The organism is Pseudoalteromonas sp. S3776, assembly GCF_005886915.1.
Taxonomy (GTDB): domain Bacteria; phylum Pseudomonadota; class Gammaproteobacteria; order Enterobacterales; family Alteromonadaceae; genus Pseudoalteromonas.
The window spans coordinates 15,768-31,121 of sequence record NZ_PNCU01000019.1 but is presented as its reverse complement, the minus strand read 5'-3'; the positions used below and the strand labels follow the sequence as shown (position 1 = coordinate 31,121).

General features: G+C 39.4%; 16 protein-coding genes. 6 read left to right on the top strand and 10 right to left on the bottom strand.

The features are described 5' to 3' along the window. Positions 1-50 precede the first annotated feature (50 nt). Entirely contained in the window at positions 51-416 is a 366-nt protein-coding gene (locus CWC16_RS09435) for a hypothetical protein (protein ID WP_138541364.1), read from the top strand. Between the two features lie 65 nt (positions 417-481). Here the strand turns inward: CWC16_RS09435 and CWC16_RS09430 are convergent, their stop codons facing one another. The 6 genes from CWC16_RS09430 to CWC16_RS09405 form a co-directional block, all read right to left on the bottom strand. Then, positions 482-3,055 (bottom strand): M1 family metallopeptidase, encoded by a 2,574-nt coding sequence (locus CWC16_RS09430; RefSeq protein WP_138541363.1) that lies wholly within the window; start codon positions 3,053-3,055, stop codon positions 482-484. A gap of 148 nt (positions 3,056-3,203) precedes the next feature. Then, a complete protein-coding gene (locus tag CWC16_RS09425; protein WP_138541362.1) occupies positions 3,204-3,884 on the bottom strand; it encodes a site-specific integrase in 681 nt (226 codons plus the stop codon). A gap of 153 nt (positions 3,885-4,037) precedes the next feature. Beyond that, positions 4,038-4,388: a DUF2750 domain-containing protein gene (locus CWC16_RS09420; RefSeq protein ID WP_055014159.1), complete on the bottom strand. Its 351-nt coding sequence runs from the start codon at positions 4,386-4,388 to the stop codon at positions 4,038-4,040. Between the two features lie 17 nt (positions 4,389-4,405). After that, positions 4,406-4,984, bottom strand: coding sequence for a glutathione S-transferase family protein (locus CWC16_RS09415; RefSeq protein WP_138541361.1), 579 nt, complete (start codon positions 4,982-4,984; stop codon positions 4,406-4,408). Positions 4,985-5,038: 54 nt separating this feature from the next. Further along, on the bottom strand, positions 5,039-5,320 hold the full coding sequence (locus CWC16_RS09410; RefSeq protein WP_055014157.1) for a peptidylprolyl isomerase: 282 nt from the start codon (positions 5,318-5,320) through the stop codon (positions 5,039-5,041). Positions 5,321-5,399: 79 nt separating this feature from the next. Continuing rightward, complete coding sequence (locus tag CWC16_RS09405) at positions 5,400-5,969, bottom strand: glutathione peroxidase (RefSeq protein WP_138541360.1); 570 nt, start codon at positions 5,967-5,969, stop codon at positions 5,400-5,402. A gap of 82 nt (positions 5,970-6,051) precedes the next feature. On the opposite strand from CWC16_RS09405, the gene CWC16_RS09400 reads away from it, so the two are divergent. The 3 genes from CWC16_RS09400 (at position 6,052) to CWC16_RS09390 (ending at position 9,821) form a co-directional block, all read left to right on the top strand. After that, positions 6,052-6,543, top strand: a complete 492-nt coding sequence (locus CWC16_RS09400) for a GNAT family N-acetyltransferase (protein WP_055014155.1) — start codon at positions 6,052-6,054, stop codon at positions 6,541-6,543. A 110-nt stretch (positions 6,544-6,653) separates the two neighbouring features. Continuing rightward, entirely contained in the window at positions 6,654-8,645 is a 1,992-nt protein-coding gene (locus CWC16_RS09395; protein WP_138541359.1) for a sensor histidine kinase, read from the top strand. A 48-nt stretch (positions 8,646-8,693) separates the two neighbouring features. After that, the gene (locus tag CWC16_RS09390) at positions 8,694-9,821 is read left to right on the top strand and encodes a response regulator (RefSeq protein ID WP_138541358.1); all 1,128 of its coding nucleotides are present in this window, start codon (positions 8,694-8,696) and stop codon (positions 9,819-9,821) included. Positions 9,822-9,853: 32 nt separating this feature from the next. Here the strand turns inward: CWC16_RS09390 and queG are convergent, their stop codons facing one another. The 4 genes from queG to CWC16_RS09370 form a co-directional block, all read right to left on the bottom strand. Further along, the gene (gene queG, locus CWC16_RS09385) at positions 9,854-10,987 is read right to left on the bottom strand and encodes a tRNA epoxyqueuosine(34) reductase QueG (RefSeq protein ID WP_138541357.1); all 1,134 of its coding nucleotides are present in this window, start codon (positions 10,985-10,987) and stop codon (positions 9,854-9,856) included. Positions 10,988-11,100: 113 nt separating this feature from the next. Next, positions 11,101-12,318, bottom strand: coding sequence for a methyl-accepting chemotaxis protein (locus CWC16_RS09380; protein ID WP_138541356.1), 1,218 nt, complete (start codon positions 12,316-12,318; stop codon positions 11,101-11,103). A gap of 46 nt (positions 12,319-12,364) precedes the next feature. Beyond that, positions 12,365-13,066, bottom strand: coding sequence for a glycerophosphodiester phosphodiesterase (locus CWC16_RS09375; protein ID WP_138541355.1), 702 nt, complete (start codon positions 13,064-13,066; stop codon positions 12,365-12,367). Then, positions 13,063-13,929: a DMT family transporter gene (locus tag CWC16_RS09370; protein ID WP_138541354.1), complete on the bottom strand. Its 867-nt coding sequence runs from the start codon at positions 13,927-13,929 to the stop codon at positions 13,063-13,065. Before CWC16_RS09370 ends, CWC16_RS09375 begins: the two co-directional genes overlap by 4 nt. Positions 13,930-14,087: 158 nt before the next feature. On the opposite strand from CWC16_RS09370, the gene CWC16_RS19870 reads away from it, so the two are divergent. Next, on the top strand, positions 14,088-14,258 hold the full coding sequence (locus CWC16_RS19870) for a hypothetical protein (RefSeq protein WP_171037640.1): 171 nt from the start codon (positions 14,088-14,090) through the stop codon (positions 14,256-14,258). Next, the gene (locus CWC16_RS09365; RefSeq protein WP_138541353.1) at positions 14,255-15,352 is read left to right on the top strand and encodes a sensor histidine kinase; all 1,098 of its coding nucleotides are present in this window, start codon (positions 14,255-14,257) and stop codon (positions 15,350-15,352) included. Before CWC16_RS19870 ends, CWC16_RS09365 begins: the two co-directional genes overlap by 4 nt. Positions 15,353-15,354: the final 2 nt, after the last annotated feature.

The following is a 15,354-nucleotide window of genomic DNA, read 5'->3' as shown; positions in this document are numbered from 1 at the left end:
GCGCGTATAGGCTAATGTAATGCACTATTAAACATTAAAGGGATCACCACGTGGCGTATAGTACAGATGAGTTAACAGAGCAGCTCATTCAGTTAAAGTGCAGAAGTAACTTTAAAATTAAAAACATTGCTGAGTACATGTTAGCAAATTCTAAAGAAGCCATTTATACCCACAGCGAAGCGGGTAAAGGCAAAATAATTATTCGCCCAGCCTTTGAGGTGTTTAGCGATGACTTTGCAACAATTGATGAGGTAACACGAGTACAAGGTTATTTTCATAGTAGCGAGATGACGCGCTTTCCTACACGTATTCACAAAAGTGCGCAGCCGATTCACTATGGTGTGGCCTTTAAAATTAACTCAGCGCAAGCAGCAAAAGACTTTATTGCCAAGCTAACACAGATTATTAACGGGTAAATAAAAGTCGCTGAGTGGATAACTCAGCGGCTTTTTTAATTATGCATATTTACTGTTAATTAAGCTTATTTGCTTTTTAAAAAGTCATTAACTGATGCAAGCTCTCGCTCTTTAAGCGCAATACAGTCGTTAGTACTTTCTTCAAGCTTGCTTAAGGTACGCGCATAGCCCGGTGTTTCTTCAATTTTATCTTTAAAGAATGCTTGCGTGGTTGCTAAACTTTGTTGATCACAACGCGCGGTCGTAAAGTACGGTAAGTTAGGTACAAAAAACGGCGGTAAATTTTGTGTTACCTTGTCGTAATTGTTGTATATCCACTTAATAAATAGTGCTTGGCGTGACTCGCTGTAACTTTGACCTGCTAAAATAGTACGCATGTCAGATGCCGTTACGTCGTCAGTGAGGGTATACGCTAACACTTGCTTTTGTAACTGCGGCTTGCCCATAAAGCCCATTGCTGCCAACATGTTTGTGCGTACTTGTGGATCTTTAGTGGTTTTAAAGGTTACCATAAATTGATCAAGTAAGGCTTTATCCCCATTATAGGCGGCAAGTTTTAAGTAGGTAGCTGCTAAATACGGATCCACTTTTTGCGGATCGTTTAAGTACACTTGCGTTTGCTCTTTTGCTTTGCTGATCACGCGCTGATCTTCGCCATCAAAACCAAGTAAGGAGACAACACCTGCACGTAGTTGTGATACTGCACCGTCTTCGCCAGCTTGTGCTTCAAGTGAGTATTTTTTAGCTGCAGGCATTACTGCACTGCGAATAAACTCAGGCCATAACGCTTCGTTGCTTTCATCTTTAAAGGTATTTTTTTGCGATACTAAATAGCCCAGCGCTGTATTAGCAACACGAGGGTGATCATCGCTTACAAATACTTCTAGAGTATGCATTAGTTTAGCAGCCGATATTACACCTGCATCAAGCAGTGCATCAGTGGCAGAAAGCAGCGCTAAACGCTCACGATCATTCAGTGCTTGCGGCGCATGTTTTATCAGTGAGTCAAACTGCGCATCGTCCATTACCCAGCGGTAATAACCTAGTGCGCCTTCATCGGGGTAAATCCACTCTGGCTCAAAATCAAGCGTCAAAGTTTGGCTTTGCTGATTAAGTAAAATACTGGCTGTTTTTACTTTATCGCCAGCGCCATATTTTATCCCAACAGGGACATTCCAAAGCTGTGCAGGAGCATCTACACCGGCATTAGCAAAGCGACTTTGCGATACAGTAATTTTTTTACCGTCTTGTCTTACATTTACAAGCGGAAAAGAAGACTGTTCAATAAATGATTTTAAAACACTGGCAACATCTTTATTAGACGCTTTACCAAGTGCTTCCCATAAATCGGCTGCTTCGGCGTTTTTATATGAGAATTTTTTAAGATAACTTTGAATGCCTTTTTGGAATGCGTCTTCACCAATCCAGTTTTCAACCATAGCAAGCACCGCGCTGCCTTTACTGTAGGCAAGCCCTAAACCATCCATAATATCGGCTTCGGTTTTAATCGGTTTACGAATAGGCTTAGTGCTTAAGCGTGCATCTAATGCCATTACGTTGTTTTGTGGTAAATCAAGGTGAGATTCAAATTCAGGGTTAAGCTGTTTAGTAATCTTTGCTGCCATCCAGCTAGCAAATGCTTCGTTTAACCATAAGTCGTTCCACCACTTCATAGTCACTAAGTTACCGTACCATTGGTGAGCCAGCTCGTGTGCGATAATCGACACATTACGCTGTTTTTTACTGCGTGTAGCGGCTGCTAAATCAACCAGTAATATATCTTCGCGGTAGGTGACTAGGCCTGAGTTTTCCATTGCACCAAAAGGAAACTCGGGTACGGCTACCGAGTCGAGCTTTTTATAAATATAAGGAATACCAAAATACGCCTCAAGTGCAGCAAGTACTTTGGGCATGTTCTCTTTTGCATAATCAGCTAGATGAATTTTACCCTGCGGGGTAATAACACGCCCTGGAATTGGCATGTCTTTTATTTCAAGCTCTTCAAAAGGACCCACGGCCATAGCCACTAAATAAGAAGGAATAGGGGGCGTTTTATCAAAGTAATGTGTTGTCATATCGCCATTGACTGTGGTTTTAAGCTCTGGCGTATTGGCATAAACCTTTTGAGACGTTGGCGCTGTAATCGTTAACTGAAACGGTATTTTATAACTTGGTTCATCAAATACCGGAAAGGCTCGGCGCGCATCATTCATTTCAAACTGAGTAAATAAATAAGGTGTGCCCTGATCAATTGTTTTGTATAAGCCCACACTTTGGCGATTATACGGCGCCGAAAAATCTATTTTAAGGGTGTACTTACCCGGTTGAATTTTCTCATCACAGCTAAATTTTACTTTTTCTGTTTTTAACATTTCGTTGTTTAAGTCGCAGTTTTCATTGCCTAATAACTGCGCCATTTTAACAGCGTAAGCCACGCCGTTAAGTTCAATGTAATGAGTGGGTTTTAACACTTCTAGGGCTATTTCTGTCATCCCTGTAAAGGTGTCTTGGCTTGGGTCGAGTGTTAACGACACCTTTTGTGAACTTGGTTTAGCAAGCTTTTCGATAACGAACTCGTTAGCGTTGGCAGTAGTCATTGCTAAAGCAACGCTTACTGTTAATAGGCTTTTTAAAAACATAGTGATCCCTAGATTGTTGTTGTTAGAAACTGTCTCAAATAGGCATTTCTATGCCCTTAAAAGTTGAGATTTAGATATCCTAGCAGCTTTTTTTACGAGAGTAATTTAATAAAGTAGCTACTTGGATTTAAAATAGTAACAAATAGTGTCAGTGACTTTGGCGTTGGTTAAAGCGCTGCCAATGCAGTTGTGGATTAATAGTACGAATTTGTTGTATTACAGTGTTTAGTAGGGCTACATCATCAAATTTTTCATCAGGGTATTCGTTAAACCCCATTAAATAATTAAAAGCATCTTTTGAATTCGCTTGTAATGCATAAATACGCACTTGTTGCTCAAAATTAAGTCGCAGGCTACTTATGGCGGTTTTCATACCGAGTTGATCAACAGTGGGAATCGCACATTTTTGCAAATAACCCGCACGCTCACCTTCACCTGTAAACCAGATGCGCACTTTTTCGCTATAACGGCCAGACTTAGCTGGTAAATCAAATAACAATCGTGTGTGATTATGTGCTTTAACAAAGGCAATAAAGTCGTTAAGCCCTGCATCAACTAAGGCTTGATGCACCGGAACTAAGCGCGCTTTTATTTTTCCATTAGTATGAAAATTAAAACACAAAATGCCATTTTTAAGCTCAAGATCGTCAAGCGTTAAACAGCCAATTTCATCACTATATGCGCCACTGTAATAGGCAATTAAAGGCAACCAAAAATGCCAATGCTTTGCTTGCTCTCTTGCTACTTTAAAGTCGCTATAAATATAGCCGTTATAAAGCGTATGCAGTTCCATTGCTGAAAAAGGGCGGCGACCAAGATGGGTTTTCAACGTAATCCCTTGAAATTAATGACACGATATATTTTATACTTAAAACAGATAAACATGCGAGTGTCGATTCTAGTATTCATGTTTTTAGCTACAAAACAAAAACACCCACTTAAAAAGCAGGTGTTGTATTAACTATTATATAAAAAGCGATAATTATTCGCTTAGTGCGCGTGCTAAGCCAACAGGCTCAATTTCTACACACACTTGGTCGTCATTCCAATTTAAACCAACTAATGCGCTGTCTTCGTTTAAATCTTCTACCCACTCATCTAAAAATTCATCTAAATTAATTTCTACAGGCGTAAACTCTTGCCACTCTTCTTTACACTGGGCCTTTGCTGCCTCTTCGCTTTCCCATAAAAGCAGTACATCTGTTTCAGCAAACTGGTTAGATTCGCACACTACAAAGCCGCCGTCGTCGCCACCTAGCGCCCACACTTGCTCGCTTAAACGTACTTTTTCTACAAAGCTAACTAGTTGTGATTCAATTTCAATATCGCTCATGTGTTTACCTTATTTGTTTAGAGTCTAGGATCGGTGCTTATTGCAGCTTGATGCGTGCCATAGTCGTTATAAAAACTGACTAAAGCAGCGTGCTGGCTAAAGTCTGTTAATTCACGAAAGCAAATCCAATCAAGTAGGCAGTATAAACTGATGTTAAGGCATTCACAGCCTTTAAATTCATCATCGTTTAAATGATTATTTAAATAGCTTAATGTTTGTGCAACTCGTTCGTTTTGCAGATTAAAAAATAATTTATCGTCGCTAGTATCAAATCCTGAGCGTCTGCTAAGTGCTAATTCTACTAACGAGTCGTTACAGGCGTTGATAATATTAAGTAGGTGTTCTTGCGACCAAGTTAGTGGGTTTTTTTTAGCCTTGGCGATGAGGTAACGCAAAATGATAGTTGAGTCGCTTAGCGTTAAATCGCCATCAATTAAAACCGGTATTTTACTTGCGGGATTGTTACTGGCTAAGGTAGGGCGGTCTTGCTCAGAAAAAATATCGAGGTTTACTAGCGCTAAGTCAACATTGTTTTGTGCTGCCCACATTCTTACTCTGCGTACAAATGGAGACGGGGTAGATCCTATAAGTTTCATAATTGCTCCTAAAAAAAGCCGCATAAGCGGCTTTTATATTGTGATAACTCAACGTTATTCTGAGCGGCTTGTCACTTCTAGTAAGTGATAGCCAAACTGTGTTTGTACAGGACCTTGTACTTGGTTAATGGGCGCTGAAAATACAACTTTATCAAACTCAGGCACCATCATACCCGGGCCAAACTCGCCCAGTGCACCGCCGTCTTGACCAGAAGGGCAGTTTGAATAGGATTTTGCAAGCTCTGCAAAGTCTTCGCCTTGTTCAATCTTAGCTTTTAAATCTAAGCACTCTGCTTCGCTGTCTACTAAAATGTGCCTTGCACTTGCCACTGCCATAAAATCTCCTGTTTAAAGTTGGTGTATTTAACCATTAAAGCCAGTCTAGTTAGTTTTAACGCGCAGTACCAGTATAAACTTAATTGATGAGTAGCGTATTTTCAATTGCATCAATTAATTCTTTTGAAGTAGGGGCAACTTTACTGTTAAAACGTTTAATGGTTTTACGGTCAGCCGATACTAAGTATTTATAAAAGTTCCAGTTAGGTGAGCTGGTGTTCGCGTTTAAATGTTTAAATAGTGGGTTTGCATCACTGCCGCGTACTTCGCTGGCAGCAAACATATTAAAAGTGACGCCGTAGTTAATAAAGCACACTTTTGCTATGTCTTTTTCATCGTTTTCTTCTTGAAAAAAATCATCAGAAGGAAAACCTAATACCACTAAACCTTTGTCTTTGTATTGTTGGTGTACTTTTTCTAGGCCTTCAAATTGAGAGGTAAAACCACAATTACTTGCTGTATTTACAATAAGTAAAGGGCGGTTTTTAAATTGGCATAAGTTTAAGGATTCTTTCGAACGCAGTTTACGAAACTCAACATTTGTAAAGTCTTCGCATTGTGGCTGTTGTTTGTGGGGTAATGTGTCATTTGCTTGGGCACTTAAGCTGGTAATAAAAATACTCAGCCCCAGTAACGTTTTTTTTAACATACTCAACGCCTAAATTTATAATTGTTTGACTGGTCTATCTTACGCTAATATGCACAAAAGTGATCAACAATATTAAGCGCTTATGACAACACGATTAGCCACTATCGAAGATTTACCTACCATTGTAGCAATATACAACGAAACCATCGCTTCGCGTATGGTGACCGCCGATACTGAGGAAGTATCTGTAGAAAGTAAGCTAGAGTGGTTTAATAGCCACTCTAAAAAACGCCCGATTTATGTTTATTGCGAAAATGGTCAAGTACTTGCTTGGTTAAGCTATAAATCGTTTTATGGGCGTCCCGCATATGATGGCACTGTCGAAATAAGTATTTATATTACCAAAGCGGCACAAGGTAAAGGACTTGGTAAAAGGCTGATGGAGTTTGCGCAAAAAGAGGCTAAACAACTCAAAATTGAAGTGTTGCTTGGTTTTATTTTTAGCCACAATTTACCAAGTATTAAGCTATTTAAGCATTTCGGATTTAGCGTATGGGGAGAGTTGCCAAATATCGCGGTAATGGACAATACACACTATAGCTTAACTATTTTCGGCAAGCATCTACCAAAATAGTTGTGGAGCTTATCGGTAAAAAAATTAAAATTAAGTCTAACAACCTATACCAACTAAGAAATTATAGGCTACGCTATTAACATATAAAGTGTTTACGATAGTGTGGCTTAATGAGTCGAAAAATTTTAATTGTAGATAGCAGCAGTGTTATCGCAATGAGAGTAAAAGTTTTACTAGAATTAATAGGTTGTGAGGCTGAGCTCGTTCATTACTCTATGATCGATTTATACTCTAACACCAGCCAGTATGATTTGGTAATTGGTGCCTACGGAGTGCCGTGTGAAGTAGTAAAGTCGTTAGCTCAAACAATCTCACAAGACCGCTGCGTTTTACTTGCCCCTAAAGCCGAAAGCGGCGAACAACTTACCGCCTTTAGTGAGCTTAATAAACTTGTACCAGATGCAACGGTTATTTATCCGTTTTTCTCAAATAAAGAAATTACCTCATTACTTGAAAACCTCTTAGAGCTTGGCTCTAGCCATGTTTTAAAACTTCCTACTATTTTACTTGTTGATCATATACCCGAGCGCCTTGAAAAAATGAAAAGTAATTTAGTCGGCGCGCATATCAAAACGCTAACAGCAACCAGCGCAACAGACGCAGTGGCAGTGGCAAATAAAAAGAGTATAGATATTTTAATTAGCGACTTTAGTTTTGAAGATGGTACCGGTTTAAATATTTTCTCTGCTATTAAAATGTCTCAGCCAGATTGCCGCTGCTTATTATTTACTGCACACCCTGAGCAAGTTTCAATGATTGAGGCGATTCGTAAAGGGGTTGAAGATGTTTTAATAAAGCCCCTCACCGATAGTGTTCTGCTGCAATCAGTACATAAATTGTGGCAAACAGAGCTTTTAAAACGCCGAAATGCGGAGCTTGTAGAGCGTTTACAAGATACTGTTGATGCGTTAATTGAAAAAGACAGTCTACTACAAGTTATTTATAAAAATACGCCAGACGCCATTATGTTATTTGAGCGCAACGGCAAAGTAATTGAAGCAAACGATGCCTGCTTAAGGCTGTTTAAGCTGCCCTTTGACAAACTCGCGGGTTTTTCTGTATTTGAATTTTTAGATGAGGAATCAAGTGCTGAAATAAAAAACAAGATCACAACATTAAACAGTAATCGCCAGTTTAGTAGCGATCTGCGTTTGCAAAAAACAGATGGTGGGTATATTCCACTGGTTGGCTCATTTAACGAAATTGACCACCATGGCGAAATAGCGTTAGCGGTTATATTTAAAAATGTCACACATTTAAAAGAAAAAGAAGAATTACTCTTAGAAGCTAAAGACCTACTTGAAGAGCAAGTACGCGCGCGTACTTCTCAGTTAGAGCACGCCAAAAATGTAGCCGAAGCCGCCAATTTAAGTAAATCAGAATTTTTGGCAAACATGTCGCATGAGCTACGCACTCCTATGCACTCTATATTGAGCTTTTCTCGGTTTGGCTTGAGTAAGTTAGAAGCAGGCGATTTTGCTAAAGATAAACTTTTAAAGTATTTGTCGCGTATAGAAAGTAGCGGTGAGCGTTTGCTTTCGCTACTAAATAACTTACTTGATTTATCAAAACTGGATGTTGGGAAGTTTCCTTTTAATCCGCGCCCATACAATATCGAAAGTATTATCAAAACCAGTATTGATGATGTATCTGGTACAGCGATGGAAAAAGAAATTGAAATTGTTTTTTCAAAGCCAGGGCCAGTGGTTGTGCAGTGTGATGAAGAGCAAATAAATCAACTACTGCGCAATGTTTTAGGTAACGCACTTAAATTTAGTGAACCTAAAAGTCGTATTCAAGTGAACTTAATGGCTGATGAAAACAGTGCCATTATTGATGTAATAGACAATGGAATAGGTATACCCGAGGATGAATTAGAGCACGTGTTTACTAAATTTGTACAAAGCAGCAAAACAAATAGTGGCGCTGGTGGTACAGGTTTAGGACTTGCGCTTTGTAGAGAATTTGTAGCGCTTCATCAAGGTGAAATTACGGCAAGTAATAATAGCGATGGTGGTGCAACAATTAGGATTCAGGTACCCCTAGAAATAGATTTAGATGAGCATTTAGCCGATGATAAGCTAGCAGTGCAAGATAGCTAATTATTTGTGAATTAATGTTTAAATGATATTTAATTGGATGATGAAAATATGGCCTTAACTAAAATTCTTGCTGTAGATGATGAACCTTTCAACCTAGAAATTATTGAAGAAATTTTAGAAGATCTTGATTTCGAATTACAAGTTGCCACAAGCGGCCCTGAGTGTTTAGCCATGGTAGAAGGCTACATGCCCCAAGTTATTTTACTTGATGTGAGTATGCCGCAAATGAATGGCTATGAAGTGTGTAAAGCATTAAAGGCAAATCCAAATACAGCGCATATAATTGTTATGTTTGTTTCAGCTAGGGGAACGGTTGAAGAGCGTATGGAAGGCTACTCAGTTGGTGCTGAGGATTACATAGTAAAGCCGTTTGGGCATGATGAGCTTAAATCAAAACTTAAAAACTTAAATCAAGTATTAATAGAAAAACAGAGCCTCGAAAAACAAGTAGAAGATGCAACATCTACGGCATTTAACGCTATGGCAAATAGTAGCGAAATGGGGCAAATAGTTAATTACATTGAAAATATTGGGTTTATTAACAATCCGCAAGACTTAGGCAAAGCCCTAATAGACTGTCTGCAAACGTTTGACTTACAAAGCAATGTTGAATTTAGGTATGACGACACAATAGAGCACTTTGCCCTTAATGGTGTGTGTTCGCCTATTGTGGTTGAGCTGTTTGACATGCTTAAAAACAAAGGCCGCTTACATGAGTTCTCTCACCGTATATTAGTGAACTACGAAATGATAAGCCTATTAATACTTAACATGCCAGATCACGACCCAGATAAACACGGGCGTATTCGTGACCATGTTTGCTTTATTGTCAGTGTGACTGAACAGCAACTGCGGGCAATTATGACCAAGCAAATGCTTGAGTCGCAGCAGCAAAAGTTAAATGATGTAGCCAGCACGGTGCATAGTAAGTTTCATGGTTTAATTGGGTTGCTCAACGAAAACCGAGAAAGTAACGAAAAAGTATTCAAGCAGTTACAAGAAGACCTTGAAATACGCATACCTACAATGGGGTTAGATGAAGACCAAGAGATATTTATTTATAAAAAAGTAGACGAAACAATTCAAAATTCAGTTGCTAGAGAAGAGTCGGTTAAGCAAGTTAAAGCCGCATTTGCTGAAATTGAACAAGATTTGTCTTTGTTACTTAAAAAATAAACCTCTCAGACTATAAGGCTCACATGAGTGATTTACGCATCACGCGGTAAGCCTTTTTCGACTATTCTTATTAGGCGCTGTGTTTTACGAAGTTGTTCTCGTTGTTTATTATTTTGTTGCTCAAGCGCCCATTCTATATGCTCTTTTACTAGCTGCGAGCTAGATTCACGTTTGTTTTCTAAAGCGGAAATAATAGCAGGGCTAAAATCGGCATTGCCTAACCCCACCGCTAAATTACGAAGCCAACGTTCGTGGCCAATACGGCGAATAGGGCTGCCTTCGGTATTTTTTAAAAAAGTAGGTTCGTCCCAGGCAAATAGCTCAATTAAGTCTTTATTTTTTAGTTGCGTACGGGGATGAAAGTCTTGCTCATCGGTAATTTGACCATAACGGTTCCATGGGCAAACCAATTGGCAATCGTCGCAGCCGTAAACTCTATTCCCCAATAACGCACGGTATTTCTCAGGTATTGGCCCTTGGTGCTCAATGGTTAAGTAAGAAATACATTTACGTGCATCTACCACATACGGCTCTACAATTGCGCCTGTTGGGCAAAGCGTAATGCAAGCAACGCATTTACCGCAGCCTTCAAACGTATTTTCAGTATCAATTGGCAGCGGTAAATCAACAAAAAGCTCACCTAAAAAAAACCACGAGCCAGCTTCTTGATTTATTAATAAAGAGTGCTTACCTCGCCAACCCAATCCCGCTTTTTCAGCCAGTTGACGCTCAAGTACTGGTGCTGAGTCTACAAATGGCCTAAAACCGTAATCGCCAATTGCTTGTTCTATTTTTTGGCCTAGCTTTTTTAGTCGGTTGCGCATTAATTTATGATAGTCACGCCCTAATGCGTAGCGGCTAATGTAAGCTTTTTCGGTGTTTTTTAATGTTTTGGCAAAACTAGCATCAGGGGGCAGGTAATTCATTTTCACCGAAATAACCCGCTGTGTACCAGGTACTAGTTCAGCAGGGCGAGCGCGCTTCATGCCGTGAGCTGCCATATAGTCCATTGAGCCATGAAAGCCTGCATCTAACCAGCGCTGTAATTGTGCTTCGTGTTTAGATAGATCAATATCGGTAATACCAACCTCACTAAAGCCGAGTTCTTGGCCCCAGGTTTTAATATTTTTGGCTAGCTGTTGATAGTTGGGGGTTGAGTTACTCACACACATTACACACTTAAATAATTAGCTGCGTAATTTACCATATTTATAAAGCGCTGTTGAATGCTGCCTTTAAAATAGTAGGAAATTCACAGCCCAGCATTGTTTTGTAATCGCTATTGCACAAAGCGCTTTAACTGCTGCTGTGTTTGCTGACTAAGTGCATGTGATTGCTGACTATTACTTAGTGCATGATCAATGGCGCTTTTAGCTTGCTCGCCTAAGGTAACAATTTGCTCTACTGATTGGTGAGTGTGTTGCTGCGCTTGCTCTAGGGTATGCACTGCATCTGCTATTTGCTGAAGCTGCTGTTGGTTTTGTTCAAACTCACTTAGCATTGCTTTAAACCCTTCAGAGGTATTACTAATGGCACTTTGTGCGGTACTAGAGTGGCTAATTAACTGCTCACTTTCTTGGTTAGTTTCGTTAACCAGCTCATTCATTTGGTTAATAAAGTCGCTTATTTGTCGGGTTGCACCACTTACTTTTACCGATAAGGTACGTACTTCATCAGCAACAACAGCAAAACCTCTGCCCGCTTCGCCGGCGCGTGCCGCTTCAATGGCAGCGTTAAGTGCCAATAAATTAGTTTGATCCGAAAACTCCTCAACCATTTTTAAAATGCTGCGAATGTTTTCGCTGTTTTCTTTAAGGCCAGACACCGTTTTAGAAAATCTTTGTAGTAAGGTACCAATAAGCGACACTTTCTCGACTAAACTTGCAAGCTCTTGCGACGAAAGCTTAACAAAGTCTAAGTGTTCGCTGTTAACACTATGCACGCTATCAGTATTACTCACTATGCCCTCTAAGCTTTGCACTATTTGGTTGCTCGCATTAATTATAGTGTGGCTTAGCTGAGTTTGCTGTTCACTTAATTGCTGTGTATTTTGCATAGCGGTATTTACATCAACATTACTTTGCTCGCTGGCTTTAGCGCTGGCGTGAGTTGTACTCAGTAAATCACTTAAGTGGTTAGTAAATAAGTTATATTGCGTACTTAGTTCTTTAAATTCATCGAACGAAAATTGCGGTAAGTTGGCGGCTAAATTAGCCTCTTGCTGGTTTATGTTTATTAATGTGTCGCACATCGCTTTTACAGGGCGCACTATTAAATAGCGCATATAGAAAATAGTAAAGGCAAAGCCTGCAACAATAACCAAGGTTAACAACCAAAAAGCGCTAGTGCTGTGCTGATCACTTAAGCTTTGATATAACCAAAATAAGGTAATGGCCTGAAACAAAAATACAAAGCTTAAATTGCCCACTATTTTACGCGTAAGCGTATAAAAAAATGTTTGCTCAATATAATTATAAAATTGCATTACGCCACTCATTTATTGCTTACCCCATTTAGAGATTATCGACTAAGTTACCGTTAACTCAAGTAATAATGTTTGCTAAATATTTTTTAGACCGAGCAGGGTAATTAGTAAAAATACCATGCACCCCAATTTTAAGCATAAAATCTATGTCTTCGGGTCTATCTACGGTGTAGGCGTAAACGTGCAAACCCCGCGCTATGGCATCATCTACAAAGGCTTTATTTACAAAGCTTTTGTCTACATGAACACTAAACGCATTAAGCTTTTGTGCAAACTGTGCATAATCTAATGGAATTGATGAGGTTAATGCGCCAATCTGTAACCACGGTAACCTATTTTTTAGCCAATGAATTTGATGGTGATCAAACGACGACACTAAAATATTACCTTTAGTAATAATACCTTTAGCAATATTACTATTTAAAATGCTGACAAACTTTTCAAGCTCAAAGGTATGTTTTAGCTCTATATTGAGTAATGTTTTATTGTTATTCCAATCGAGTAATTGCTGTAAAGTGGGAATTTGCTCGCCGTTACCGGCATCCAGCTGGCTTAGTTGCTGCGCCGTAAAGTCGCTTACTTTTCCGTGCCCGCTGGTGGTTCTATCTAACCACGAGTCGTGTATGAGCATATAATCATCAAGCGCACTTTGAATATCAACTTCAATACCATCTACTCCCACATTTAACGCTTCTAAAATAGCGCTTTTAGTGTTTTCTGGGTAATGGCCACTTGCCCCTCGATGCGCAAATATTTTCATTTTTTAGCCTTTTGAGTAATAGACCATGTTTCAAAACAGGCTGCACTGACTATGAGTGCCCCACCAATAAGTGTTAGTAGCGTTGGGCGTTCATGAATAATAACAATAGCCAGCAACGTGCCATAAAGCGGCTGCAAGCACGAAATTAACCCCGCAGTAGCGGCCGATAAGTGTTTTAAACTCGCTGCAAATAGCGAGTGCGGTGTAGCGGTAAAAATAATACCCGCCACAGCAATTAAAATAAGGTCGTGGTTACTCACCTCATACACCGGCACTTCAATAAAAGCGCAAAGCATAACACTTGCCACTAAGGTTTGGTAAAACATGGTTTGAGGGCCGCCATACTGGCTAAAAAAACGTTTATGGGTAATATTTCTAATCGAAAAAAACAACGCTGATACCACACCCATAATAACCCCTAAGGTTACATCGTCACCCAAATTGGCACTGGGCACGAGTAAATATATACCAACTACAACCACCGCTGCGCTTACAATATCTTTTGCTTGGGGCCTGCTTTTATTAAACAAGGGCTCTAAGAACACCGTCATTACTGGATAACTAAAAAAAGCCAGCATGCCGACGGTTACGCCCGCCATTTGCATACCCGCAAAGTAAGTAACCCAATGCATGCCTACTGCCACACCTAAAAATAACGCAATAAGGTAGTCTTTTGGCTTGTTTAACTTAATGTGTTTTTTTTGAAAATACAGCATCGCTAAAAGTGCCATACCAGCAATAGCGGTACGGTACACTGTAATATCAATGGCATTTAACCCTATTAACTTTGCAAACAGGGCGGTGCCCCCAAAAAGTAATACGGCAATATGTAAGTAAATCAGGCTTTGCTGTTGTGGCTGCATTTTAATGAGAACTCCTTTTTTTATTATCTTATCACTGGGTGCGAACTCACAGGATGAAATTTTTAAAACATGACAAATGTCAGCAAAGTTAATGACATTTGACACGCTTATTATTTTTTGGCTTTGGCATAGTTAACTTATCTTAATGGGAGGTGGCTATGAATACGTTAATTTTAATAAGTCTCGCTATTAGTGAGTTTTTAGAATCATTTAGCTTTAGTGTTTCAATAAATGATTACTTTATACTCATTGGTATTTTTGTGTTATTTATATTTATTAATAAAAATAGTGTTATAAACAAAAATAATGAACTAAGGGCACTGGCATGAGTACAACAAATACGCTTTCAAAGCCCAGTAATAAAAAGTTTTGGGAATATGCGCCCCTAATTTTTACTGGGTTTTATTTACTTCCCACGCTTTTTAACTTATCTAACTTACCAGTCAATACCATTGTCATGAGCGTGGCCTTTTATATTGTATTTATTTTGCTTTACATAAAAGCCATGCATTGTGAAACAAAGCGTATAACAACATTGTTTATTGTTATGCTTTTGGTATGTTTTAGCGCCACATTTTATACCACAGGCACCTCTACTTTATATGGTTTTATCGCGTTTATAGCGGGTGAATCGTATGTTAAAAAAAGCAGGTTATATGCCGTTTTTAGCCTTATTTTTACAGTGGCGTTAAGTGCTTATTTAGCTGATATAGCAAACATAAAATACTTTTTAGCCGGCACTTTATTAATTTCAGGAGCGTTGTTGGCCTTTGGCATTGCAACTCAAAAGGAGCGCCTGCATAAAAAGCGCGAACAAGAAAGCGCAAACCAATTAGAGCAGTTAGCCGCTATTGCAGAGCGTGAGCGAATAGCCCGCGACCTGCACGACATTTTAGGCCACTCACTTTCATCTATTGCATTAAAAGCCGAACTTGCTAATAAGCTAAACCAAGGCGAGCGATACGAGCAAGCCAATAACGAAATAGCACAAGTGGCAGATCTGGCAAGGCAGTTACTTAGCGATGTAAGAAACGCCGTGAGCGATTTAAAGCAACTTAATTTAATAAGCCAAATAGCCCAGCTTAAACAAAGGCTAATAGAGCAAGATTTTAACGTTAACTTTAATGTTGTATTAGATACTTTGCCTCCCAAAGTAGAAGGGATCGCAGGGCTTATAATTAAAGAAGCGGTCACTAATTTATTGCGCCATAGCAGTAATAAAAACTGTGAGATACACATAGAGCAAACACAGCATCAGCTGCAAATAAGTGTGATTGATAACGCACCTTGCAGCACGTTAAACGCAGGTAACGGTTTAAATGGTATTAAAGAGCGCGCAGAGCAACTTAATGGCCATGCCACGTTTACTTGTGGCGATAAGTTTACTTTAAACGTAATGCTGCCAATTTCAGCTAAGGATTAACA